This is a genomic window from Arthrobacter sp. UYNi723, from assembly GCF_054057635.1.
The window spans coordinates 1-21,734 of the sequence record NZ_JBSRZM010000042.1 but is presented as its reverse complement, the minus strand read 5'-3'; the positions used below and the strand labels follow the sequence as shown (position 1 = coordinate 21,734).

General features: G+C 63.4%; 18 protein-coding genes and 3 pseudogenes. 6 read left to right on the top strand and 15 right to left on the bottom strand.

Features of this window, described 5'->3' with window-relative positions:
* Window positions 1–1,042: 1,042 nt before the first annotated feature.
* A pseudogene (locus ACVWY0_RS21020) lies at window positions 1,043–1,424 on the bottom strand (zinc-binding dehydrogenase); the annotation flags it as partial.
* 152 nt (window positions 1,425–1,576) lie between these two features.
* On the opposite strand from ACVWY0_RS21020, the pseudogene ACVWY0_RS21015 reads away from it, so the two are divergent.
* Window positions 1,577–2,035 (top strand): annotated as a pseudogene (locus ACVWY0_RS21015) (hypothetical protein); the annotation flags it as partial.
* Between the two features lie 45 nt (window positions 2,036–2,080).
* On the opposite strand, the gene ACVWY0_RS21010 reads toward ACVWY0_RS21015, so the two are convergent.
* The 3 genes from ACVWY0_RS21010 to ACVWY0_RS21000 all read right to left on the bottom strand — a co-directional run bounded on the left by ACVWY0_RS21010 (window position 2,081) and on the right by ACVWY0_RS21000 (window position 4,485).
* Window positions 2,081–3,250, bottom strand: a complete 1,170-nt coding sequence (locus ACVWY0_RS21010; RefSeq protein ID WP_485838409.1) for a luciferase domain-containing protein — start codon at window positions 3,248–3,250, stop codon at window positions 2,081–2,083.
* Window positions 3,247–3,795, bottom strand: a complete 549-nt coding sequence (locus ACVWY0_RS21005; RefSeq protein WP_485838408.1) for a VOC family protein — start codon at window positions 3,793–3,795, stop codon at window positions 3,247–3,249. Before ACVWY0_RS21005 ends, ACVWY0_RS21010 begins: the two co-directional genes overlap by 4 nt.
* Before the next feature lie 114 nt (window positions 3,796–3,909).
* Window positions 3,910–4,485, bottom strand: coding sequence for an NADPH-dependent F420 reductase (locus ACVWY0_RS21000; RefSeq protein ID WP_485838407.1), 576 nt, complete (start codon window positions 4,483–4,485; stop codon window positions 3,910–3,912).
* 103 nt (window positions 4,486–4,588) lie between these two features.
* On the opposite strand from ACVWY0_RS21000, the gene ACVWY0_RS20995 reads away from it, so the two are divergent.
* Together ACVWY0_RS20995 and ACVWY0_RS20990 are read left to right on the top strand one after the other, a co-directional pair.
* Window positions 4,589–5,086: a MarR family winged helix-turn-helix transcriptional regulator gene (locus ACVWY0_RS20995; protein WP_485838412.1), complete on the top strand. Its 498-nt coding sequence runs from the start codon at window positions 4,589–4,591 to the stop codon at window positions 5,084–5,086.
* A gap of 164 nt (window positions 5,087–5,250) precedes the next feature.
* The gene (locus ACVWY0_RS20990) at window positions 5,251–5,703 is read left to right on the top strand and encodes a DoxX family protein (RefSeq protein ID WP_485838406.1); all 453 of its coding nucleotides are present in this window, start codon (window positions 5,251–5,253) and stop codon (window positions 5,701–5,703) included.
* 133 nt (window positions 5,704–5,836) lie between these two features.
* Here the strand turns inward: ACVWY0_RS20990 and ACVWY0_RS20985 are convergent, their stop codons facing one another.
* From ACVWY0_RS20985 to ACVWY0_RS20940, 10 genes and pseudogenes are all read right to left on the bottom strand, one after another.
* Entirely contained in the window at window positions 5,837–6,406 is a 570-nt protein-coding gene (locus ACVWY0_RS20985; protein WP_485838411.1) for an adenylate kinase, read from the bottom strand.
* A 51-nt stretch (window positions 6,407–6,457) separates the two neighbouring features.
* Window positions 6,458–7,213 carry a maleylpyruvate isomerase family mycothiol-dependent enzyme gene (locus tag ACVWY0_RS20980; RefSeq protein ID WP_485838405.1) on the bottom strand — a complete coding sequence of 252 codons (756 nt, stop codon included), beginning with the start codon at window positions 7,211–7,213 and terminating at the stop codon, window positions 6,458–6,460.
* The gene (locus ACVWY0_RS20975; RefSeq protein WP_485838404.1) at window positions 7,213–8,034 is read right to left on the bottom strand and encodes a fumarylacetoacetate hydrolase family protein; all 822 of its coding nucleotides are present in this window, start codon (window positions 8,032–8,034) and stop codon (window positions 7,213–7,215) included. Before ACVWY0_RS20975 ends, ACVWY0_RS20980 begins: the two co-directional genes overlap by 1 nt.
* Window positions 8,031–9,155: a cupin domain-containing protein gene (locus ACVWY0_RS20970; protein ID WP_485838403.1), complete on the bottom strand. Its 1,125-nt coding sequence runs from the start codon at window positions 9,153–9,155 to the stop codon at window positions 8,031–8,033. The genes ACVWY0_RS20975 and ACVWY0_RS20970 overlap by 4 nt, the downstream gene beginning before the upstream one ends.
* A gap of 9 nt (window positions 9,156–9,164) precedes the next feature.
* Window positions 9,165–10,838 carry a (2,3-dihydroxybenzoyl)adenylate synthase gene (locus ACVWY0_RS20965; RefSeq protein ID WP_485838402.1) on the bottom strand — a complete coding sequence of 558 codons (1,674 nt, stop codon included), beginning with the start codon at window positions 10,836–10,838 and terminating at the stop codon, window positions 9,165–9,167.
* Entirely contained in the window at window positions 10,835–12,871 is a 2,037-nt protein-coding gene (locus tag ACVWY0_RS20960) for an acetate--CoA ligase family protein (protein WP_485838401.1), read from the bottom strand. Before ACVWY0_RS20960 ends, ACVWY0_RS20965 begins: the two co-directional genes overlap by 4 nt.
* Entirely contained in the window at window positions 12,864–14,438 is a 1,575-nt protein-coding gene (locus tag ACVWY0_RS20955; protein ID WP_485838400.1) for an FAD-dependent monooxygenase, read from the bottom strand. Before ACVWY0_RS20955 ends, ACVWY0_RS20960 begins: the two co-directional genes overlap by 8 nt.
* Window positions 14,439–14,527: 89 nt before the next feature.
* Window positions 14,528–14,835, bottom strand: a pseudogene (locus tag ACVWY0_RS20950) (PaaX family transcriptional regulator C-terminal domain-containing protein).
* 64 nt (window positions 14,836–14,899) lie between these two features.
* Window positions 14,900–15,340, bottom strand: a complete 441-nt coding sequence (locus tag ACVWY0_RS20945) for a hypothetical protein (protein ID WP_485838410.1) — start codon at window positions 15,338–15,340, stop codon at window positions 14,900–14,902.
* 129 nt (window positions 15,341–15,469) lie between these two features.
* The gene (locus ACVWY0_RS20940) at window positions 15,470–16,303 is read right to left on the bottom strand and encodes a PaaX family transcriptional regulator (protein WP_485838399.1); all 834 of its coding nucleotides are present in this window, start codon (window positions 16,301–16,303) and stop codon (window positions 15,470–15,472) included.
* Between the two features lie 175 nt (window positions 16,304–16,478).
* Between ACVWY0_RS20940 and ACVWY0_RS20935 the strand changes: the two genes are divergently transcribed.
* The 3 genes from ACVWY0_RS20935 (at window position 16,479) to ACVWY0_RS20925 (ending at window position 20,487) form a co-directional block, all read left to right on the top strand.
* Entirely contained in the window at window positions 16,479–17,834 is a 1,356-nt protein-coding gene (locus ACVWY0_RS20935) for an MFS transporter (protein WP_485838398.1), read from the top strand.
* A gap of 62 nt (window positions 17,835–17,896) precedes the next feature.
* Window positions 17,897–19,348, top strand: a complete 1,452-nt coding sequence (locus ACVWY0_RS20930; RefSeq protein ID WP_485838397.1) for an aldehyde dehydrogenase — start codon at window positions 17,897–17,899, stop codon at window positions 19,346–19,348.
* Between the two features lie 32 nt (window positions 19,349–19,380).
* Complete coding sequence (locus tag ACVWY0_RS20925; RefSeq protein ID WP_485838396.1) at window positions 19,381–20,487, top strand: NAD(P)-dependent alcohol dehydrogenase; 1,107 nt, start codon at window positions 19,381–19,383, stop codon at window positions 20,485–20,487.
* A 129-nt stretch (window positions 20,488–20,616) separates the two neighbouring features.
* Here the strand turns inward: ACVWY0_RS20925 and ACVWY0_RS20920 are convergent, their stop codons facing one another.
* Complete coding sequence (locus ACVWY0_RS20920) at window positions 20,617–21,300, bottom strand: NADPH-dependent F420 reductase (RefSeq protein ID WP_485838395.1); 684 nt, start codon at window positions 21,298–21,300, stop codon at window positions 20,617–20,619.
* Window positions 21,301–21,734: the final 434 nt, after the last annotated feature.

Sequence of the window (21,734 nt, the reverse complement as noted above, 5' to 3'; positions counted from 1 at the left end):
GCGCTACGGACTCCGCAATCTGCACACTATCGGCCATACCACGAACTTACCCGCCCCAACAATGAAAACCTAGGTTATTTTGACGCGTGTCCTTATTCATGTCCCCGGATCGTGTTGATGACATGACTTGGACGAGGTTCGTGAGATTTTTTCGCTGTATTTCGCTCCTTTCTGTCGACTGGGGGAGTTGGAATGCGGCCATTTGTCCGGCCAAAGGGGGCGTGCACATTGTGCACACTCTGAAAGGGGGCGGCTGTCCGGTCTACATCTCGCCCCTTCCTGCGAACTTCGGTTGATGCCAGTTCAGGCAGCCAGGCGGTTCGGGTGACATGACCTGCGGGGAAATCGGTGTCCAACGTCTTCCGCTCCTCGCACCTTTCCGATGACATCTCGTCATGCTCCGGGGCGTGGTTTCTGACATGACCTGCGGGGAAAACCGAGTGCGGCCGCCCTGGCGTGGCGCCCGCGAGGGCAGTAGCACCGGATGAACGGCCTGCGAGCCAGTGACTCAGAGCGAGGTGTGTGGGACCGCGCCCCGCCTACTCGTCCGGTGTTTCCGCAGCTCAGGGGCATATCAGACCCAGCGCGTGCACAAAGTGTGAACTGCAGCAACTGCCTTTTGGCTGAGTCGATCCGATCGCAGTCCGGTGCCATGTCGGATTCGCCGAAAAGGAGCATCTCCATGGGTAGGTCCAGGCCGGGCATGTCCGCGATGAGCCTGTCCCTGAGCTCGGGAATTTGTAGGTGGGCAAGCACTTGGGCGAGCTGTGCCGCCGTCGGCTCCTTGCTTTCGTCGATGAGGCTGGACCAGAGTTCGCGGGCCCCGGCTGTCCGCTGGGCGGAGCTTTGAGTCACGGCGGTCTGTGCAGTGCCACGGGGACCCCCGTGCCCGAGCCGTCTATGCCGTGATGGGTGAGGAAGTCGGGCGACGAGGAAGGACGGGACGTACATGTCAGTAGCCAGAGGCGCCACGGCCGTCAGGAAAATGACCGTAGCCGCCAGTGTGGCCGGGACGGCTCCTGTTTTGCAGGTGTAGGGGTGGTCATGGGCGCAGGAGTACCTTGATGGGGCGGCGTTCGTCCATGGCCTTGTAGCCTTCGGCTGCTTCGTCGAGGGGCAGCTCGAGGTCAAACACCTTGCAGGATGAGGTCGATCAGTTCCGGAAGGTAGTCGCGAACTGGGGCGGGTCCACCGTGCAGGTGGACACGGGAGAAGAACATCTCGAGACCTGGCAGTGCGACGTCATGGGCCACACCGACAAAGCCGACATGGCCGCCGGCGCGGGTGGCCTGCATCATGGATTCCTGGGTGCCCACCGCCTCGAGCACCGAGTGCGCGCCCAGGCCGCCGGTGAGTTCCTTGATCTTCGCCACGCCCTCGTCGCCGCGTTCTTCAACGATGTCGGTGGCGCCGAACTCGCGTGCCGCGCTGGCCGCACGGTATGGCGACCAGATGACAGTGACGGACGGGGTGCAGGTGCGCAACCGCCCGGTCCCGGCCAAGCCCAACTTCGTCACCGACCCGGTCACGGGCGAACAGGGCGTGCGCGTCACTTACGTCAACGCCGAGGGCGCCGAGATCGCGAGCCGCCACGAGGACGGAACCGCAATCACGCTCGCCGTACTCACCCAATCTGCGGGAAGTACGGGCCGCCGGACCCGCCGCCCTTGGCGGCATCGGATCGGCGAGGGGGCTAGCGCAGGTTTATGCCGCGGCTATTGGACTGCTGGGGGAGGCTCTCCTAGACTCCGATACTCTTGCAGAGATGGGACAGCAGCAGATGTGGGGAGTTGATCGAGTGCTGAATTTCCCGACGGCGTTCGGGATTGTTTTCATGAAGCCTCATCCAGGCAGTGATTTCGGCAGCTTCCGGGCCTTTGGCCACGATGGGGCCGGCGGAGCGCTCGGCTACGCTGACCCCCTTTACGATGTGAGCTTTGGTTACATACCGCTCCAAATGCAACTCCCCGGCGGCGCAGATGCCAGGGCGCTTCACCTCTCGCAGACCCTGCGAACTGCCATACGCCAAAGCTAAAGGCACGGGAGCCATGGCGGCCTGCGGACTTGGCTCCGCGGCACGTCAGGCGCTCCCGTCGCTGGCGGGGAGCACAGCCGTGGCGTAGGCGTGGCTGGTCTGGACTATGCCGGTGACGACGTCGAGTTCCGTCGCATTCCGTGGTCCGTAGATCATGACCATTCCGGGGGCGAGGCGGATGCCCGCGAGGGGGTGGGCGACGGCCCATCCCCTGGCAATTGCGTCGCGGCTCAGCGCCGGCGGCAGTGCCAGATGCAGCGAACCGTCGTAGTCGGGGTGGAGGTGTGCGAACTCGCCAACTTGTGGCACAAGGAACGCATCAAGCGACGCGCCGGTGCCGCGTTCAACCATGAAGCCAGATGCGCCGGGTACGGAGATGGCTGACTGACGGGCGGTTACCCCTGGCAAGGCCGTGATTCTGCTAAGGAGCTGCTCTCGGATATGGACGGGGCTGTTGTCGGAGCGTTGCTCCTGGGGAATCGACCAGGAAACGTCGGGCCGGGAATCCTGGCGGGCCGGAAGCGCCCCGCCGGGAAGGGTATCCCACGTGCCGGGCCCGAAGGGCAGAATTCTTCGGAGAGCGAGGAACTGCAGCCGCTCTGCGATCCAGCCGCCAAGCTCGGCAACAGTGGTGTTGGTGAGCCCGTGGCCGCCGGGGTCGCGGCGTGCGTAGCTGGGGGCGCCGGAATCGCCGAGCAGGTAGGTCCAAGTGCGGTCCAGAAGTTCGCGGGGGATGACTGTGTCCGTTTCGCCCTGGGCGATAAAGACCGGCACTCCGGCCAGGCGCGCAGGTGAGGTTTGGACGCCGGCGTCGAATGGTAACGTTCCGTACAGGATTGCAGCGCCAGCGAAGCGCTGCGGATCTTCCAGAAGCAGACCACCGGCGAACGCGGCGCCGCCGCTGAAGCCAACGAGTATGACCTGGCGGCCCGCGGGTGCCACGTCGTCGAGCCACTCCCGGAACCAAGCCATGGTCTGAGTGAGGGACTCCGCGATCGGACGGCCGATTCCACGGTTGGCGAACCAGGCGTATCCGCCTCCGGCGGGGATCGGTGCGCGGACGGCTGCGTACGATGGTCCGGTTGGCAGCTGTCCGGCTAGGCCAATGATGCCGGTCTCGTCGGCGCCGCGTCCGTGCAATAGCACCACAAGGGGACGGTCGGGGGCGTCAGGGCTGTGCCAGACGACTGTAGGTCTGCCGAAATCGTCATTCATGAGTTGTACTCCTCAGCGTTGGTTGCGGCAATGCGGCAATGCGGCGATGCGGCGATGCGGCCGGCGGTGGGCACGCCGGACCATCGGGCCAGTTCAGCGTCGAGCTCCAGCGGCTCGACGGGAGCGGCGTTCTCGTACTCGCCCCAATGCTGCCGGGGAAGCATCCACATAAGTTCGAACTCGTTGCCGTCCGGATCTGCGCCGTAGATGCTCTTGGTGGCGCCATGGCTGGACTGACCGGTGTATGCGCCAGCATCCGTCAAGGTCCGGCGGGCCTCGGCGAGCTCCTCGATGGTGTCCAGCTGCCACGCGAGGTGGTAGAGCCCGACGCCGCCACGCACCTTTGGCGCCGCAGCGGCGCCTACCCCGAAGAGGCCGAGGTCGTGGTGGTTGCCGGAGCGGGGCAGCCGCAGGAATGCAGCGTTCGCGCGCGGCTCGCGGGCGGCGACTTCCATCCCGAAGACCTGGGTATAGAAGCGCTCGGCCCGGTCAAGATCGGTGACGAATAGTACGGCGTGGTTCAGCCGGACGGGTGAGACTGGCATCGGAAGTAATTCTTTCTCGGTACGGGAGTCACAGGCGTGCCCGGGAGCCGACCGGAATAAAGGTGGCCGGCTCCCGGGGAAGCGCGAGGCTGCGGAGCTGGGTTGACGGCTGGGTCAGGCCTGGACGGCGAATCCTCCAGTCCAAGAGATCTTCTCGCTGGCGGCCAGGGCGATCTGAAGGAAGCCCTTTGCCTCCAGCTCACGTGCCCGTCGCAGTGAGCCGGCATCCATGGCGCGCAGGCCGCCGGCCGTGATGACCTCGGCGAGCCGGGACTTCGCGTCAGTGTCGTCCCCGGCGATCAGCACGGTGGTGGGCTGCCCGGCGATCTCACCGGAGGCCAGAGTGGCTGCGAAGGTGGTGTTGAAGGCCTTCACCACCCGGGAGTTCGGAAGCGCGGCCTGGATCTCGGCGGCGGCTGAGGAATCAGCCGGCACCGTCAGGGCGTCGAAGGTTTCGAAGTTCAACGGATTGGTGATGTCAACAACGATCTTGCCAGCGAGCTGGTAAGCACGTTGGGCCAAGATCTCCCGCACAGCAGGGTAGGGAACGGCCAGGACGACAATCTCGCCCGTGACAGTCTTGGCGGTGTCGTTACTGCCGAGCTGCTGGACGGTGTTGCCGCCCTTCTCAATGATGCCGGCGATAGCCGAGCCCATGTTGCCTGTTCCGAGGATGCTCGCGGTGGTCATAGCGGTCTCCTTCGTATTTCGTCCCCAATTGGTTGAGGCTTCAACTAACACTAGCTGCTCTTGATAGTTGTCGCAACAACCTTTTTTGAAGGAGAATGATGAAATGGAGACGAAATGGCTTACAAGGGACGAATTGGCTGCCTGGGTGCGGCTGTATACAGTGGTCGAGCTGCTGCCCAATGTGTTGGACTCCCAGCTGCGCCGTGACGCGGACCTGACCAGTTTTGAGTACTACGTGCTCGCGATGCTCTCCGAAGCCCCTGACTGGACTCTGCGGATGACCGCCCTGGCGGCCCAGACCAGCGCCACGCTGCCCCGCCTGTCCCACGTCGTCAAGCGGCTCGAGGCGCGCGGCCTAATGGAGCGCTTCCCCTGCCCCGAGGATCGACGTGCAACCAATGCCCGCATCACCGACGAGGGATGGCGCAAAATCCTGGAAACCGCACCCGGCCATGTGGCAAACGTCCGGCGGCACGTCATTGACGCACTGACCCCCGAGCAGCTCGGCCAGTTGCGAGGGATCGCCGATGCCCTCTTGAGGCGGCTCGACCCCGAGGCGGCTATGGCACCCCTCTATCGCCGTCATGACGTGGCGGGCTGAGTCCCCCCGCCACCAGTCGCGGCCGGACCGTACTTCGCGCATCCGGAAAATAGTTGACGCAACAAGTAATCCCTCATATGCTGTTACTTGAAACATCAACTAAACTTCCGAAGGCCGGCTTCGACCGCACCCTTCAGAAAAGCCAAGACAAAAGGAACGATCCCATGACTTCTCCGGTCTATCCCGCTGCCACGCAGTCCAATTTCGCCCGTACAGTCCTGCGCCTGGCCGTGGGCGTTGTCTTCTTCGCCCACGGCTGGCAGAAGATCTTTGAATACACCATCCCGGGCACGCAGGCAGCTTTCGTTCAGATGGGGGTACCGGCTGCCCAGCTGGTTGCTCCCGCCATCGGCTTCCTGGAGCTCCTTGGGGGCGTTGCCATCATTCTTGGCGTACTGGTACGCCCAGTGGCCGCCCTCCTGGCACTGGACATGCTCGGCGCCCTGTTCCTGGTCCACGCGCCGGCCGGCATCTTCGCTGATAAAGGCGGATACGAACTCGTGCTCGTCCTGGCGGCCGGTGCGGCAGCCCTCGCCATCGTCGGGGCAGGCCGGTTCTCCATCGACGCCCTGGTCTTCGGCCGCAGCCAGAACCCCACCGTCGCAGCCCTGGCCTAAGCAGCAGGCAGCCTCAAGACAAAGAACGGCGCCCGGAACCCGCAAAAAGCGGGTACCGGGCGCCGTTCTTGGTTACCGACTCGATCGGGTGATCAACAATGTGGCGCCGTGAACTAACGCTTAGAGGCATTGCCTAAACTGCCTGTGCCGCTTTGATGGCCTGCAGGACGCGTTCGGTGACCTCCTCGATGTCGCCGATGCCGTCCACCTGGGCCAGGATGCCGCGCTGGGCGTACTTGGCCACGACGGCTTCGGTCTGGGTGTGGTAGAGGTTCAGGCGGTGGCGGATAACGGCTTCGTTGTCGTCGCTGCGCCCGGTCTCCTTGGCACGTCCCAGGAGGCGCGTGACGAGTTCCTCGTCGTCGGCCGTGAGCTGGAGGACCACGTCGGGATCCTGGTCGCACTCGGCCAGGATCCCGTCAAGGTAGTCCACCTGCGCGGTGGTGCGCGGGTAGCCGTCCAGCAGGAAGCCGTCTTCGACGTCGGACTCGCTGAGGCGGTCGCGGACCATCTTGTTGGTCACGCTGTCCGGCACGAAATCCCCGGCGTCCATGTACCGCTTGGCCTCGATGCCGAGAGGTGTCTCACCCTTGACGTTGGCGCGGAAGATATCCCCGGTGGAGATCGCAACGACGCCGAGGCGCCCAGAAATTCGTTCCGCCTGTGTTCCCTTGCCGGACCCGGGAGGCCCGACTATCAACATTCTGGTCATCGCAAAGTCCTTCTCAGTCTTATTTCATATGGCTTTGTGAAGTCAGATCCATTTCGGAGCGGCCGGAACAGTACTGCCCGGGATTGTCCCGGATCCTATTGCGGTAACGCCTTCGGCTCCACGGCCGGCCGCCCATCCGGCGACGGCGGCAAGCGGCCCGGAGATCACGGTCGGGGAAGCGGTGCTCGTGTCACCGAACGTGAGGTCCTGGTCGGTTACGCGGATCAGGAGCCCTTGATCAGTGCCGCGGATTTTCCACGCTCCGGTGATGTCCGCCAGCAGGCGCTCCAGAACAGGCGTGGGGATGTCACTGACAACGGCACCGTTGTCGAGGTCGACGGCGTGGAGCCAGACTTCGCGGGTGCGCATCCACACGGTTTCCTCCGCCGGAACTATCCGGCCTTGGGCGGTTTTGACCTTGTGGTGCCAGGCTTCTTCGGGCAGGTCGCGCCACTCGACGTTCAGGTGCACGGCCGAGTGGTCAAACAGGTTCCGCAGCGCGATCGGGCTGAGCGTGGCCCCGAACTCAATTTCATGGTTGCGCGCTTCAGAGGAGGAGTACATGGGGGTTTCCACCCCTGTGGCTGCCCACTCGACGAGCCGGGCGATGGCGCGGGCGTTGTAGCCCACGTGCGCGACCACGTGGCGGCGAGTCCAGCCCGGGAGCAGTGAATGGCCGTCGAGTTCGGTGTCGGAGAGCTCGTTGAGCTTCCGGGCGAAGAACGCGGTCCCCCGCCGCGCCTGCAGGAGTTCTTCCTGCAGGCGCGGATCGGTCGTCTTGTCGTGGCGGGCAACCATCAGACTTCCTTGACCACGCGGTTTTTCAGCTGGCCGAGGCCTTCGATGGTGGTGACCAGGAGCTGGCCTTCCTGAAGGTAGCGCTTGGGCTCCTGGGCGTGGCCGACGCCTCCCGGGGTGCCGGTGGCGATGACGTCGCCGGGGTTCAGCGTGATGATGGTGGAGATATAGGAAACCAGGAACTCCGGGGTGAAGACCACGTCGTTGGTGGGGGTCTGCTGCTGGATCTCGCCGTCCACGGCCGAAGTCATCAGGCCCGCGCTGAACTCGTCCCGTGTGACCAGGGCAGGGCCGAACGGAGTGGATTTTTCCCAGGTTTTACCCTGCAGCCACTGGATGGTGCGGAACTGGTAGTCACGCATGGACACGTCGTTGAGCACGGCATAACCGGCGATGTGCTCTGCGGCGTCGGCATCGGAAATCCGGCGGCCGGTCTTGCCGATCACGATGGCGAGCTCGGCCTCCCAGTCAACCTTGTCCGATTCCTGCGGCAGGGCCAGGTCATCGTTGGGACCGATCAGAGATTCGGCATACTTGGCGAACAAGGTGGGGTATTCGGGGACTTCCCGGCCCATCTCCTTGATGTGGTTGCGGTAGTTGTGGCCCACGCAGATGATTTTTCCCGGCAAAGGGACTACAGGGGCGAGGTCAGCGCCCTCGGACGGGTGGGTTGTCCCGTTGGCAGTCTTGGCCGTGGTTTCCCACGCCGGATCTTGCAGCAGTGCGCCGACGTCGGCGTACCCGTCAATTTCGGTCAAGATGTCGCCGTCCTGGCGGACCGCTTTGGTACCGGTTTCGGTGCGGAGGGTAAGGAGTCTCATGTGTTCTTGCGTCCTTCGGTGTAGCTGCGGTTAAAGTTCAGGCGTTCAAAAATGGGGGCGTCGCTAAAACGGAACAAGTCGAATCCGGTTTCCGCCTGCAGGGTCCATTCCTGCCAGGACGGGACGACGAAAAGGTCGCCCTTGGCCAGGGTCCGGGTTTCGCCGTTGAGGACGACGGATCCGGTCCCTTCAAAGACCTGCCAGACGCTGGAACCCACTTCGCGCATTGACTGCGTGGAGGCGCCGGCGCGGAGGCGATGGAATTCGGCCCGGATGGTCGGCATCACGTCCCCGCCGGTGGTCGGGTTGGTGTACCTGATGGCGGCGTGGCCTTGGGATACAGTGGCCGGGTGGCCCTCGTCCTCCAGCAGCAGTTGCTCGGCCAGAGCCCGGTCCGTGTGTTCCCACCGGTATGCGGCGATGGGGGAGTTCGTAGTGTCATCCAACCCCGAGAGGGGACGAAGGCCGGGATGGGCCCAGAGCCGTTCGGAACGGGAAATGTCAGGAGTGGCCTCGTCGGTGACCCGCTCGGTGCCGAACTCGAAGAACCCGGCGTCGGCGTAGTGCACGAAGGGGATGTCCAGGCCGTCGATCCAAGCCATCGGCCGGTCCGTGTCGTTGTGGTGGCCGTGGAAGTTCCAGCCCGGCGTCAGCAGGAAGTCCCCCCTGCGCATCGCCACCGGATCGCCGTTCACCACGGTCCATACGCCCTCGCCCTCCACCACGAACCGGAACGCGTTCTGCGAGTGTCGGTGCTCCGGAGCTGTCTCCCGGGGACCCAGGTACTGGATCGCAGCCCATAGCGTGGGCGTGGCATAAGGCTTGCCGGCCAAGCCCGGGTTGGCCAAGGCAATCGCGCGCCGCTCCCCGCCGCGGCCCACCGGCACTAAGTCACCGGCGCGGGCGGCCAACGGGTATAAATCACTCCACCGCCACACATGCGGCACTGCCTTCGGGGTGGGGACCATCGGCATCAGATCACCTATTTCCGTCCACAACGGAATCAGGTTCTCTTTGTTAAAATCCCGATACAGCTGCTCCAACTGGGCAGTCTCTTCGGGGGTTGGCTCCGGCAGGGTGTGGCTGGCAGCAACTGATTCATGGGTGATGTTCTCAGTCATGGCAATCCTCTACTTTGAGTGGGCGCTGGCGGTAGCCAGCCGTTCTGCTATATCGGCGCGGAGTTCTTTCTTGTTGATCTTGCCGACCTTTGTTGCGGGCAGTTCATCAACGACGACCAGGCGTTCAGGAATTTTGAACGCAGCCACGCCGGTTTCACGTAACAGCTGCTGGATCTGTTCGAGGGTCACTTCAGTTCCAGGTTTGACCGTTATGTAAAGGCAAAGCCTTTCCCCGAGGAGCTGATCCGGCATTGCCACGGCGGCTGCCATCGTGACGTCCTCGATCCGGTACACCAGGCTTTCAATTTCCTCGGCTGAGATCTTTTCTCCGCCGCGGTTGATCATGTCCTTGTCGCGGCCCTGAACGATCAGGTTGCCGTCCGGCCGCCGCTCCACGATGTCGCCGCTGGCGTACCACCCGTCAGGAGTGAAAGCCCGGGTGTTAGCGTCCGGCGCACGGTAGTAGCCCCGGGGTGTGTACGGGCCGCGGGTCAGGATGGCTCCGGGCACACCGTCGGGGAGATCATTGCCTGCCTCGTCCACAATTCTGACTTCATCAGCTTCAGAGACAGGGCGGCCCTGGGTTGTGCAGATGACGTCTTCGGGATCATCCAGGCGGGTGGTGTTGATGAGCCCTTCGGCCATGCCGAAGACCTGCTGCAGGGTAGCGCCCAGGACAGGCTTCACCTTCCAGGCGATTTCATCCGGGAGTCGTGAACCGCCCACTTGGATGACTTCCAGGCTCGCCAGCTGGTTGCCTCCGGTCTCTTCCTGGTATTCAATCCATCGTTGGGCGACTGCGGGAACGGCCGTTGCAAGGGTTACTTGCTCCCTCTCGATGGCGGCGAAAGCCTTGCGCGGCTCGGGGCTGGGCAGCATGACTACGCGGCCACCGGCGAAAAGGATACCCAGAATCCCCGGGCAGGCCAGCGGAAAGTTATGGCTGGCCGGCAGGGTGCCCAGGTAAACGGTCTCTTCCGTAACTCCGGTAGGCCCTGACGTTGCTTTGATGTTGTATGCGTAGTCGTTGTGGGTCCTGGTGATAAGTTTCGGAAGGCCTGTTGTGCCTCCGGAAAGCAGGAAGAGTGCCGGCGAGTCGGAAGAAGGCGCCGACGCGTCCAGGCGTGCGCGTGCGCCGGCAACGTCTTCGCCGGGGGCAAGAATGTCTTCCAAGCGCACGTTAGTAGGATTAGCTGTTCCGGAAACCAGGATGAGATCCAGTGACGGAATAGTTGAAGCCAAGTCCTCGGCCATGGCCTGGTGATCAAAGTCCTTGATGACGTCCGGGACTGCGATTGCACGGGATTCAGAGAGTTCCGTCAGGAAAGACAGCTCATATTGCCGGTGGGCAGGCAGCGCCATCACCGGGATGATTCCGGCCCGGAAGCACGCCAAGGTCAGCACAGCGAACTGCCAGCCGTTGGGCAGCTGGACCATCATGCGGTCATCCGCTTTCAGCCCCAGTTGCAGGAGGCGCTCAGCCGCGGCGTCCATCCTGTTCGCTATGTCAGCGTAGGTGAGCTTAACGTCCCCGTCCACAACGGCAATCTTGCCGGGCAGCCGGTCGGCTGTTTCAAGAACGTGGCTGCCAAGGGTACGGTCTTCCCAATAGCCTTTCCTCCGGAACTCCGCGGCAAGGTCCGCGGGCCAGGGGGTTGTTCCCTCACTGGTGTGGCTTGTCATTTAATGTCCTCCTCGACATTGATCACTACAGCATCCAGCGCCACGAGCCCGCCGTGGGTGAGGCGCAAGGGGTTGATCTCGATTTCTGCGATTCCATTGTTGGAAACGAGCGCGTCACCGAGCCTGACCAGCAGGCCTGCCAGCTCCGCTGTATCCAGCATCGGTCCGGAGCGGAAGCCGTACAAGAGATCGCGGGCCTGCAGTTCGCCGGGCATGCCCTCAGACGAACGGACAGCCAGGGGAGCGGAGCGGATGGAAATATCGGCGAAGACCTCTGCTGCGGTGCCACCCAGGCCCAGAACGACGATCGGTCCGAAAACAGGATCACGGCGTACCCCGACCACCAGGTCCACGCCGGACGGCGCCATCGCTTCGATCAGGAATTCGCGGGCACCGGCGGCTTCGAGACCGTCCAGGGCACGGTCCATGGCCTGGGGGGAGTCCACTCCCAGGTGCACGCCGCCGATTTCGGTCTTGTGCAGGACGGCCGCGTCGAGCAGCTTTACTGCAACCGGACCGCCCAGCTCGGAGAGAGCGTCATGAGCCGCGGCGCGGGTGTTGCAGCTTCGCCGCGCAGGCGTGGCGATGCCGAGCGCACCGAGAAGTTCCTTGGCACGGTTTTCGTCCCAGGGCCCTTCCAGTTCCGGCCAGGTGAAGGCTGCAGCGGGTGCTTCGGCGCGCTGGAATTGTCCCTGGGCGTCGTTGACCAAAGCTGTAATGCCATGGGCGAGCGATGTCGGTCCGCTGATCAGTGGCAGGTCGTGCTGGCGGGCTGACTTCCGGGCGCGTTCAAGGTCGCCGTCCGGACCGTCCACGCCGATCAGGAACGGCATGGTGTCAGCCACTCCGGAATCGGCGACGGCGAGAGGAAGATCGGTGACGGGTTCGGTCAGTCCGTACACCGCTACCACATCGATGGCCGGGTCGGAGGCCACTGCGGCGACAATCTTTTCGTAGCCGGGACCGGGGCGGCCGGTGTCCACGGGGTTGGCCTGGAAGGTCAGCGGCGGCAGCACTGTGCTGATGGTGTCCTGGCTGGCCTGGGAGAGGCGTGGAAGGGTCACGCCGGCGCTATGCAGGGCGTCGGCGATCAACAGTCCGGGACCTGCCTGCCCTGTGATGAGTCCGACGCCGGGGTCGGGCGCCGGCGCAAGCCGGCGTCCGGCCAAGGCTGTGACAGCGGCCACCAGCTGGTTCTCGTCGTCGACGATGACGGCACCGGCCTGCTTCAGGACCGCCCGTGTGGTGCGCCAGGACGTGGCCAGGGCCCCGGTGTGGGACTGGGCGAACTCAGAGACGTCATTCCGCCCGACGACCAAAGCGACGACCGGTTTCACTGCACTGAGGCGTGAAACGGCGTCGATGAGGGCTGGTCCGTCGGCGACGGTTTCCAGGTGCAGGGCGACGGCCTTGGTTTGTTCATCGGAGATCAGGTAGTCAAGGACGTCGGGTGCGTTGATGTCGGTGCCCGCGCCGATTCCGACGGCGAGGCTGACGCCCGCTCCGGAGCGCTGCAGGTGGAATGCCAGGACGTGGTTGACTCCGCCGCTTGCCGCGACGACGGCCACCGCACCCGGTTCCAGTTCTGCGACCCCGGGTACGAAGCTGGCGCGCAGGTTGCGGCGGGGCACGAAAAAGCCGGACGTGTTCGGGCCGAGCAGCCGGATGCCGGTCTCCCGGACAGCTGCCTCCACCTGGTGGGCGAATTCGACGCAGGGGCCTCCCGCCTCGGCGAAACCCCCGGCGCAGACAAGGGCAGCTTTGGCACCGTTTGCTGCACTGTCGCGCAGGGCCTGGGCGGTGGCTGCGGCCGGTACGCAGAGCACTGCCAGATCGGGGCCTCCCGGAATTGCTGCTGCGGCGCCGGCGATGCTGGTGTGCATACCGTTTTCGCCGCGGCTGTTGACGAGTTCAACCGGAGCGGGGTAGTTGGACAGCGACTGCGCCATAACGGCGCCGAGCTTCTCCGGACTGGACGAGGCGCCCACGACGATGATGCCGCGGGGGGCAAATAATGGAGTGAGATTATGCATTGGTTGCCTCCATGCCTTCCGTTGCAACGGCGTCTGCCCGGCCGGAGAGCACCAGGGTTAGGGCCGACACCGGTCCTCGGTCATCGACGATGACGCTTGTCAGGCCGCGGCCCAGGCGGGCTTCCTCCGAGAGGAGGATGCGCGTGAACGGATTGCCGCCCTGGATCACGATAGCTGCGGCCTGCGACGGCAGCTGGTCAAAGGCGGCGGCTAGGCCTTCCTCAGTATTCGGTGCGGTCAGCAGCAACCCGGTGGTGGCATCGGCCTCAGCCGGGTCCGTGACCAAGGCGATACTGCCGCCCGTGCCGGTTAGAGTAGCTTGATCCCCCTGGCGAGTGATAGACAGCAGGCGCCCAGCGAACTGAGTCGTTCCTGCGGCGAGGGGCGTTTCCAGCGGCGCGTTCCCGTATCTGTCCAGCCAGTCCTGTTCCGCAGACGCAACCAGCTCCGGGTCACGCAGGCGGATCTTGTCGATGTCGATGCTGCGGGAGAAGAAGTGGAAGGTGAACTGGGTGGGAGCGAAGGAGTCGTAGTACCTGCCGAAGTGTTCCCACCAGCTAAGTCCGCCGCGTGCCTGGTTCTGGATCTTAGCAACCTGCGGCTGCCGCTCGGTTTCATAGTTGGTGAAGGCCGTTTCGAGGTCGTCCCGGTGGGCAGCGACTTCCCGGACCAGGGTGATGGCGTCTTCCATTGCCATCTTGGTGCCGGATCCGACGGAGAAGTGGGCTGTGTGCACTGCGTCTCCGAGCAGGACTACGTTGCCCTTGTGCCAGGAACGGGTCCGGCGGGTGCGGAAATTTGCCCACCGCGAGCTGTTGGCCACCAGCGACTCACCGTCAATGTCCTCGGCGAACAGTTTTTCCAGGAACCGCTGCGTCTTCAGGTCCGACGGTCCCGGAGGCTGGCTGACATCGAATTCGTCGAGTCCGGCCTTGCGCCACGTTTGCTCATCGGTTTCCACGATGAAAGTGCTCAGGTCTTCGCTGATCGGGTAGCCATGGACGGCGAAGTTGCCGAACTCGCTCTTCCGGTGCAGGAAGGTCATGCCCTTGAATTTGTGGCTCGTGCCAAACCAGATGAACTTGGCACTTGCAGTCTCGGCTGTGTGGCCCAGACCCTCGCCCAGCTGTTCGCGGGTCGATGAGTTGGCGCCGTCCGCGCCAACGATCAGGTCAAAACCCTCCAGTTGGGACAGGTCCGGCACGTACTGGCCAAAGCGCATCTCCACGCCGGCTTCCGCTGCCCGGTCCTGCATCAGCTGAAGGAGGGTCTTGCGGTAGATAGCGGCCATGCCGTTGCCGGCGAAAGACTTCCGTTCACCCTTGAGCCAGACCTCGATGTCGTCCCAGTGAGTGCCGAAGTCCCGCAGGCCGTTGCGGACCACGGGATCGGCATCATTGATCCGATTCAGCGTCGCGTCTGAGAAAACGACGCCAAAGCCGAAGGCGTCAGTGGCCTGGTTCCGTTCAAAAAGTACGACGTCGGCGTCGGGAACGGTCTGCTTGAACAGGGTTGAGAAGAACAGTCCGCCGGGACCGCCGCCAATGCAGGCTACACGAAGTGCCATCAATGCCACCTTCTAAGGATTTGGGGGAGGACGTGTGCTACGTCTCACCATCATTATGTAACGGTTCTACGCTCTTCGTCAACTATTTGTTACATGTAGTTTTCGGAAACCGCTGGAACGGACCTTCCGATGACTTTCTCGACAAACTTCCGGGCCGGGGGTTCCAGTTGCTTATGCACTCGACCGAAAAGGCTGAAGGCCGCAGGGCCGGACCAGTCTTTAGGCTGCAGCTCCTGGGGCAGTTCGGGGTCGCGGAAGGAAATCGGCGGAAATCGTCGGTGATCCTGGTGCGTTCCACCAAGGCCTGCCTGCCGTCCTTGGAGCTGTTGCTGTGCTCATCGTCCAGATGTTGGTAACGGGCCAGGAAGTCAACATAGTCCTGCCCCAGGGTGTCCAAGTCCCAGCAGCGGGCAGCCAGCTTCCGGGCCTCGTCCGTGTCCTGCAAGCCGCACCAGAGGACGTCAATGCGGGCACTTTCGTTCCGGGCCGCGATCTCTCTGGCCTCCCTGGAAAGATTGTGCGGGGGCTAGCCAGGTGGAGGGGGAGAGTTGGCCGAACCCGGCCCATGCCAACTGCTTGCGGAGTTGTTCACGTACGGCCCGGTCGAATTCAGGCACCTGGTAGATGACCATGGTCCAGCGGCCGCTCCAGGGCTGCTCCTTGCGGCGGAAGATCCGCGGGCGGCCATGGACGGGGATGTGGAGCATCTGGTCGCTCAAGGCATAGACGGTTTCCCGGCCCTCCCTGCGGGTGGCGAACCACCCCTCCTGCTTGAGGCGGGACATGCTCACCCTGACGGTGGCGGCTTCCATGCCGAAGGCCGCCATCAGTTCGGTCAACTCGCCGAGTCTGGCCTCTCTGCCGGCATAGCGAAGGTAGTCGCCGAAGATGTTCAGCGCCAGCGACCGGGGCGTCTCCGGGATGGCAACTCCTGGGATTGAAGTGAGATGCGACGAGGATCCTGACGACTTACATATTTATGTTACATAAGATCGCGGCGGGTCACGTCGTCCGTAACCGCCTTTGCCGGGTTATGCCCCGACCTCCTGGCCCTGCCCCACGTGCTGGCCAATGATTCCGGAGACGAAGTCCGTCGCGGCGGGCCCGAGCTGGCGGTGTATTGCTCCAAACAGGCTGTACGCCTCGCTGCTGGGCCATCCCTGGGGCTGCAGTTCGGGGGGTAGATGGGGGTCCCTGAACGGGAAGCGGCGAAAGTCGCCGATAAGACGCATCCGTTCGATCAGTGCCGTTCGCCCGTCCTTGCCGGCGTTGACCGCCTCGCCATCAAGAGCGGCATAGGTGCGAAGGAAATGCTGATAGTCCGCGCCGAGCTGCTCCAGATCCCAGCACCGTGCGGCAAGGTCCCTGTCCTCTTCAAGGTTGCCAGTCCCGCACCAGAGAGCATCAACTTTGGCCAGGGGATATTCGGCGGCAATTTCGCGGACCTCGGAGATGAGGTCGTGCGGGCTCAGCCAGGTAGATGGTGATAGTTGGCCGAACCCATGCCACGCGAGCTGCTTCCGGAGCTGTTCCCGGACGGCGCGTTCGGATTCCGGAACCTGGTAAATGGCCATGGTCCAACGCCCACCCCAGCTCTCGTCCCGCCGCCGGAAGATCCGTTCGCGCCCCTCGTCAAGGATGTCCAGCATGTGGGGGGTAAGGGAGTAGACCGTTTCCCGCCCGACGCGCCGGGTGGTGAACCAGCCCTCCTTGCGCAGGCGCGAGAGGTTGACGCGGACCGTGGCCGCCTCGATATCAAAGACCGCGAGAAGCTCCGTGATGTCAGCAAGCTTGACCTCGCTCCCGGCATACCGGAGGTAGTCCCCGAAAAGGTCCAGGATCAGGGCTCTGGGCTTCCACTGCATAAGGCTTCTCCAATACTTGCGTGCCCGGGCGGGCTGACCCCTCCCCGGGTCATGTGCAACACGCCTGTTGACGCACGACACATTTATGTTACATTCAATTGTGGGTCAGATCACAGCAGAACGACCCTCATCTCTGGCACAGCCACAACGTCGTGTATATCACCTGGAGTCCTCAATGGCTTTTCAATCGCCTGCCTCACCCCCGCTTCGCCCTCGCAAATCAGCAGCCGCTGTCATCTTTCTCTGCTTCCTGGCCATCGTCTTTGACGGATACGACCTGGTCGTCTACGGCGCCATCGTCCCCAAGCTCCTGGCGTACGAACCCTGGGGCCTGACTCCGGTGCAGACCGGCGCCATCGGCAGCTATGCGCTGGCCGGAATGTTTATCGGCGCGATCCTGATCGGGTACCTCACTGACATTGTCGGGCGCCGGAAGGTCATGATGGTTTCCATTGCATCCTTCTCGCTGCTGATGCTGCTGACCGCCTGGGCACCGACTCCCGAACTCTTCGGCTTGTTCCGTTTTCTCGCGGGCCTCGGACTGGGCGGTGTGATCCCGACGGCAATTGCGCTGACTGTGGAGTTCTCCAAGTCGAACCGGCGCAACTTCAACAACGCCCTGATGTTTTCCGGCTACGCTGTCGGCGGCATCCTCGCCGCGCTCCTCGCCCTCGCCTTCCTGCCCGCACTTGGATTCCGGGGAATGCTGGCACTCGGGGGCGTTCCCCTCATCGCCGTCGTTCCTCTGCTGTTCAAGTTCCTCCCCGAATCCCCGGCCTTCCTTGCCGCCAAGGGGGATCGGGTCCAGGCAGAACGCATCATTTCCGAATACCGGCTGGAACCGTTACCCGAAGCACCGGCGCGAGGGGACGCACCCGTGGCGGGCCGTTTCCGCACCCTGCTGACCGGGCGCCTGCTTCGTGCAATGATCCTCTTCAGCCTGGCCGGTGTCTGCGGGCAGACCCTCGTGTACGGGCTCAATACCTGGTTGCCCCAGCTCATGGTCATCGCCAAATACTCGCTGGCCTCCTCCCTGACCTTCCTTCTGACAGTCAACATCGGCGCCGTCGTGGGCGTACTTGTTTCCTCCCGCTTGGCCGACCGCTTCGGTCCCCGTCCGGTGACCGCAACGGCTTTCGCGAGTTCCGGCACGGCGCTGGTTCTGATGGGAACCGGGGTCATGCCGCTTCCGGTCATGTACCTGCTGGTTGGAGTTGTTGGCTTCGGGTCGGTGGGAGCACAGATCCTGGTCAACGGATTCGTCGCTACATACTTTTCGGGCGCAACGCGGGCTACCGCCCTGGGAATTACGCTCGGTGTCGGACGGATCGGCGCTGTCCTGGCGATCTCGGGCGGAGGGGTTCTGGTCGCTGCCTCGCTGGGCAACTTCATCAACTTCTCCATCTGGGCCATAGCAGCAGCAATCGGGATGGCCGCCGTCCTGACCGTACCGCGCTTCCCTGGCACCGATTTGACGGGCAAGGGCGCAGCTCCTGAGCCTCACGCCGCCAGCATCACCGTCCAACACTAAGAAACCGCAAAGCCAAACCGGACCACCGGCGGTCCGTCAGCACACCAACTAAGGAGACCCCCTTGCAGACGCAACTCATCATTGACAATCAGCCTCGTGACGGCCGCGAAGGCAAGACGTTCGAACGGCGGAACCCGCTGACGGGTGCACTCGTAACCGAAAGCGCAGCAGCCGGCGTCGACGATGCCTTGGACGCGGTTGAATCGGCGTCAAAGGCGTTCAACACGTGGTCAACCACCGGTCCAACCGAACGGCGGGCTGTCATGCTGAAAGCTGCCGAAATCATGGAGCGACGAGGCCCCGAGTTCATCGAGACCATGATGTCCGAAGTGGGTGCGGCGGGACTATGGGCCGGATTCAATGTGTTCCTCACGGCACAGCTGTTCCGTGAGGCAGCCGGGCTCGCCACCCAGATCCAGGGGGAGACCCTCCCGACGGACAAGCCGGGAACGCTCTCGATGACTGTCCGGCAACCGGCCGGCGTGGTACTTAGCATGGCGCCTTGGAACGGAGCAGGCGTGCTGGCTGCCCGGGCCATCGCCTACCCCATCGTCTGCGGCAATACGGTGGTCTTCCGTGCCTCGGAAACCAGCCCTAAGACCCATGCGATCATTGCAGAGGTCCTGCATGAGGCCGGACTCCCAGCCGGGGTCCTCAACTTCCTGACAAGCACTGCCGAGGACTCTGACCGGGTCGTCGAATCCATCATCGCGCACCCGGCCGTCCGCCGCATCAACTTCACCGGCTCAACGGCAGTGGGGCGCATCATTGCCGAAAAGGCCGCCCGCCACCTCAAGCCGGTACTGCTCGAGCTCGGCGGCAAGGCACCGTTCGTTGTCCTTGACGATGCTGACATAGACGGCGCCGTCAACGCAGCCGTCTTCGGCTCCTTCCTCTACCAGGGCCAGATCTGCATGTCCACAGAACGTTTCGTCGTTGACGAAAGCGTCGCCGACGAGTTTGTTTCGAAGTTCGCAGCACGTGCAGCGCAACTGGCCGCCGGTGACCCGCTGACCGACGAGGCCTGCATCGTCGGCCCGATGATCCGCGAAGAATCTGGTGCCCGTATCAACGGACTCATCGATGATGCACTCGCCAAGGGCGGAGAGCTCGTCGCCGGTTCCCGTGCCGACGGTGCTTCGATGCCTGCCACGATCATCGACAAAGTGCGGCCCGAGATGTCCATCTACGATCAGGAAACATTCGGACCGATTACCACGGTTGTCCGCGTTTCCGGCGTCGAAGAGGCAGTCCAGGTGGCAAACGATACCGAGTACGGTCTCGCCGCGGCCGTTTTCGGCAAGGACAGCACCCGGGCATTGCAGGTTGCCATGCGCATCCAGGCAGGACACGTGCACGTCAACGGGGCAACCGTGCAGAACGAAGCCCAGGCCCCCTATGGCGGCATGAAGAACAGTGGCTACGGCCGGTTCGATGGCCGGGCCGTGATCAACGAGTTCACGGAACTTAAGTGGATCACCGTGGAGCAGTCCGACCAGCCGTACCCCTTCTGAATCGCAAGCCCTACATAGCCGTAAAGGAAGACATGACAATGCAGGTAACCGCAGCAGTGGCCCGCGAGCCACGGCAACCCCTCACGATCGAAGAGCTTGAGCTGGACGACCTCCGCCCGAACGAGGTACTTGTCAGAATGGTGGCCACTGGTGTGTGCCACACCGACGCCATCGTGCGGGACCAGGTTTACCCCACCCCCTTGCCGGCAGTCCTTGGCCACGAGGGAGCGGGAATCGTGGAGCGGATCGGGGGGTCGGTGACCACCGTGCAGCCCGGCGACCACGTCCTGCTCGCAGCCGCCTACTGCGGCAAGTGCAACCTCTGCCGGTCCGGCCAGATGGCATACTGCGAGAACCTCTTCGCCGCCGACTTCGGGGGCCGCAGGCCCGACGGGACCACGGCACTGAGCAAGGACGGGGAAGTGATTTCCTCCCATTTCTTCGGCCAGTCATCGTTCGCGACCTATGCCAATGTCGTCGAGGAAAGCATCGTCCGGGTCGATTCCGACGTTCCCCTTGAGATCGTTGCCCCGCTGGGGTGCGGCATCCAGACCGGAGCCGGTGCCGTTCTCAACGAACTCAAGCCCGCCCTGAACAGCACCCTCGTAGTCATCGGTACCGGCGCCGTCGGATCAGGTGCGATCATGGCCGGCGGGATTGCGGGGTGCGCCCGGATCATCGCCGTGGACATTCACCCTTCCCGGCTCGACCTCGCAAAAGAACTTGGCGCAACGGACGTCATCAACACGAAGGAAGCCGATCTGACGGACGAGATTCTGCGTCTGACGGACGGGCGTGGAGCCGACTACGTAGTGGACACGACCGCGCGGCCGGAGCTGCTCCGCAAAGCAGCCGATGCTCTGGCCCTCCGGGGCACGCTGGCGCTGGTCGGTGCCGCCGCACCCGGAACTGAGGTCTCGTTTGAGATCGGCCTTTCGCTGGTCAAGGGTTGGACGTTCAAAACGGTGATCCAGGGAAGTTCCGTACCGCAAGTGTTCATTCCCAAGCTCATCCAGTTGTGGAAGGACGGCCGGTTCCCCATGGACAAACTGATGCGCAACTACAGCCTGAGCGAAATCAACCAGGGGTTTGAGGACTCAGCTAAAGGAACGGTCATCAAACCCGTCATCGTGTACTAAGCAGGGTCTGCTTTCGTCCTTTCGCCCTAGCGGTCATAAGTTCATACGGAAAAGAGGCCGACGGCGGGAAAATCTCCCGCCGCCGGCCCCTTGCCGTAGTCTTCGTTGGCTGTTGCCAGCCTGCTTTTACTACTTGGTGACCAGAAGCCCGGTGTCCCAGTTGAAGTCGGCGAACTCCGGGTTTGCCTGCATGGTCATGAGGACGAACTGGAAGCCTTCGAGTTCACGGGCGCGCTTAAGCGGACCGACCACCAGGGGGCGCATGCCGCCGGCACTGACCAGGAGGCTGACGGCGGCGTTGGACTCGGCGTTGTCGCCGGCGATGAAGACATCCAGCGGCTGGCCGCCTGACTCGCCCGCCACCAGGGTGCCGGCGAAGGTCGTGTTAAATGCCTTGACCACGTTAGCGCCTTCCGGGGCAAGCTCTGCGATTTCCTCGGCTGCGGAGTTCCCGGGTTCAACGACCAGGGAATCAAAGGTCTCGAAGTTCACCGGGTTGGTGATGTCCACGACAGTCTTGCCGGCCAACGCCTCGCCATAGGCGCTGACGACGGACCTGGCGGCGTCGAACGGGACGGCCAGGACCACAATATCGCCCTGCGGGGCGTCGGCCGTGGTGCCGAAGGCGACGCTGCCGCCGAGTGCGGCGGCCAGTTCCTGCGCCTTGGCTGCGTCCTGTCCAAGGATCTCGACGGTCAGGCCGCCAGCGAGGGCACGGGTGGCAATGCCGCGGGCCATGTTGCCGTTGCCGATAATGGTGAGGTTCGTCATGGGAGTCTTCTTTCCAAAGATGCGGGCCAAGAGGTTTTTCATCAGGATCTGTTCTCATCGAAGTTGGTTGAACTTTCAACTAAATGTACGCCATACAAGTTGAAGAGTCAACCATTTGGTAGAAGGACGCATTTATGCTTCCATGGAAGCTAATTCCGGGGGATGCGCGGCGGAGTCCAGGATTCCGTCCGGAACCGCGCGGTAGGGGTCTTTGGCTGTTCCAGCTCCGGCCTTCCCGGGAAACATGCTCAAGTCTGTGCAACATATGAAGTGGTCGGCGTGCGCCGGCCGGAAACCTGAGGTAAGAGATGTTCACGCTCGATAGCCACTCGACTGCGGTCTTGGTGGTGGACATGCAGAACGACAATCTTCACGAAAATGGGCTCTCCTGACTCATCCGTGGGTTAATTCCGGCCCGGGAGCGCCGGTTTGGGGCCGCCGAGGCTGAGCATGGCTAACGCGATGAGTGCGTCCGG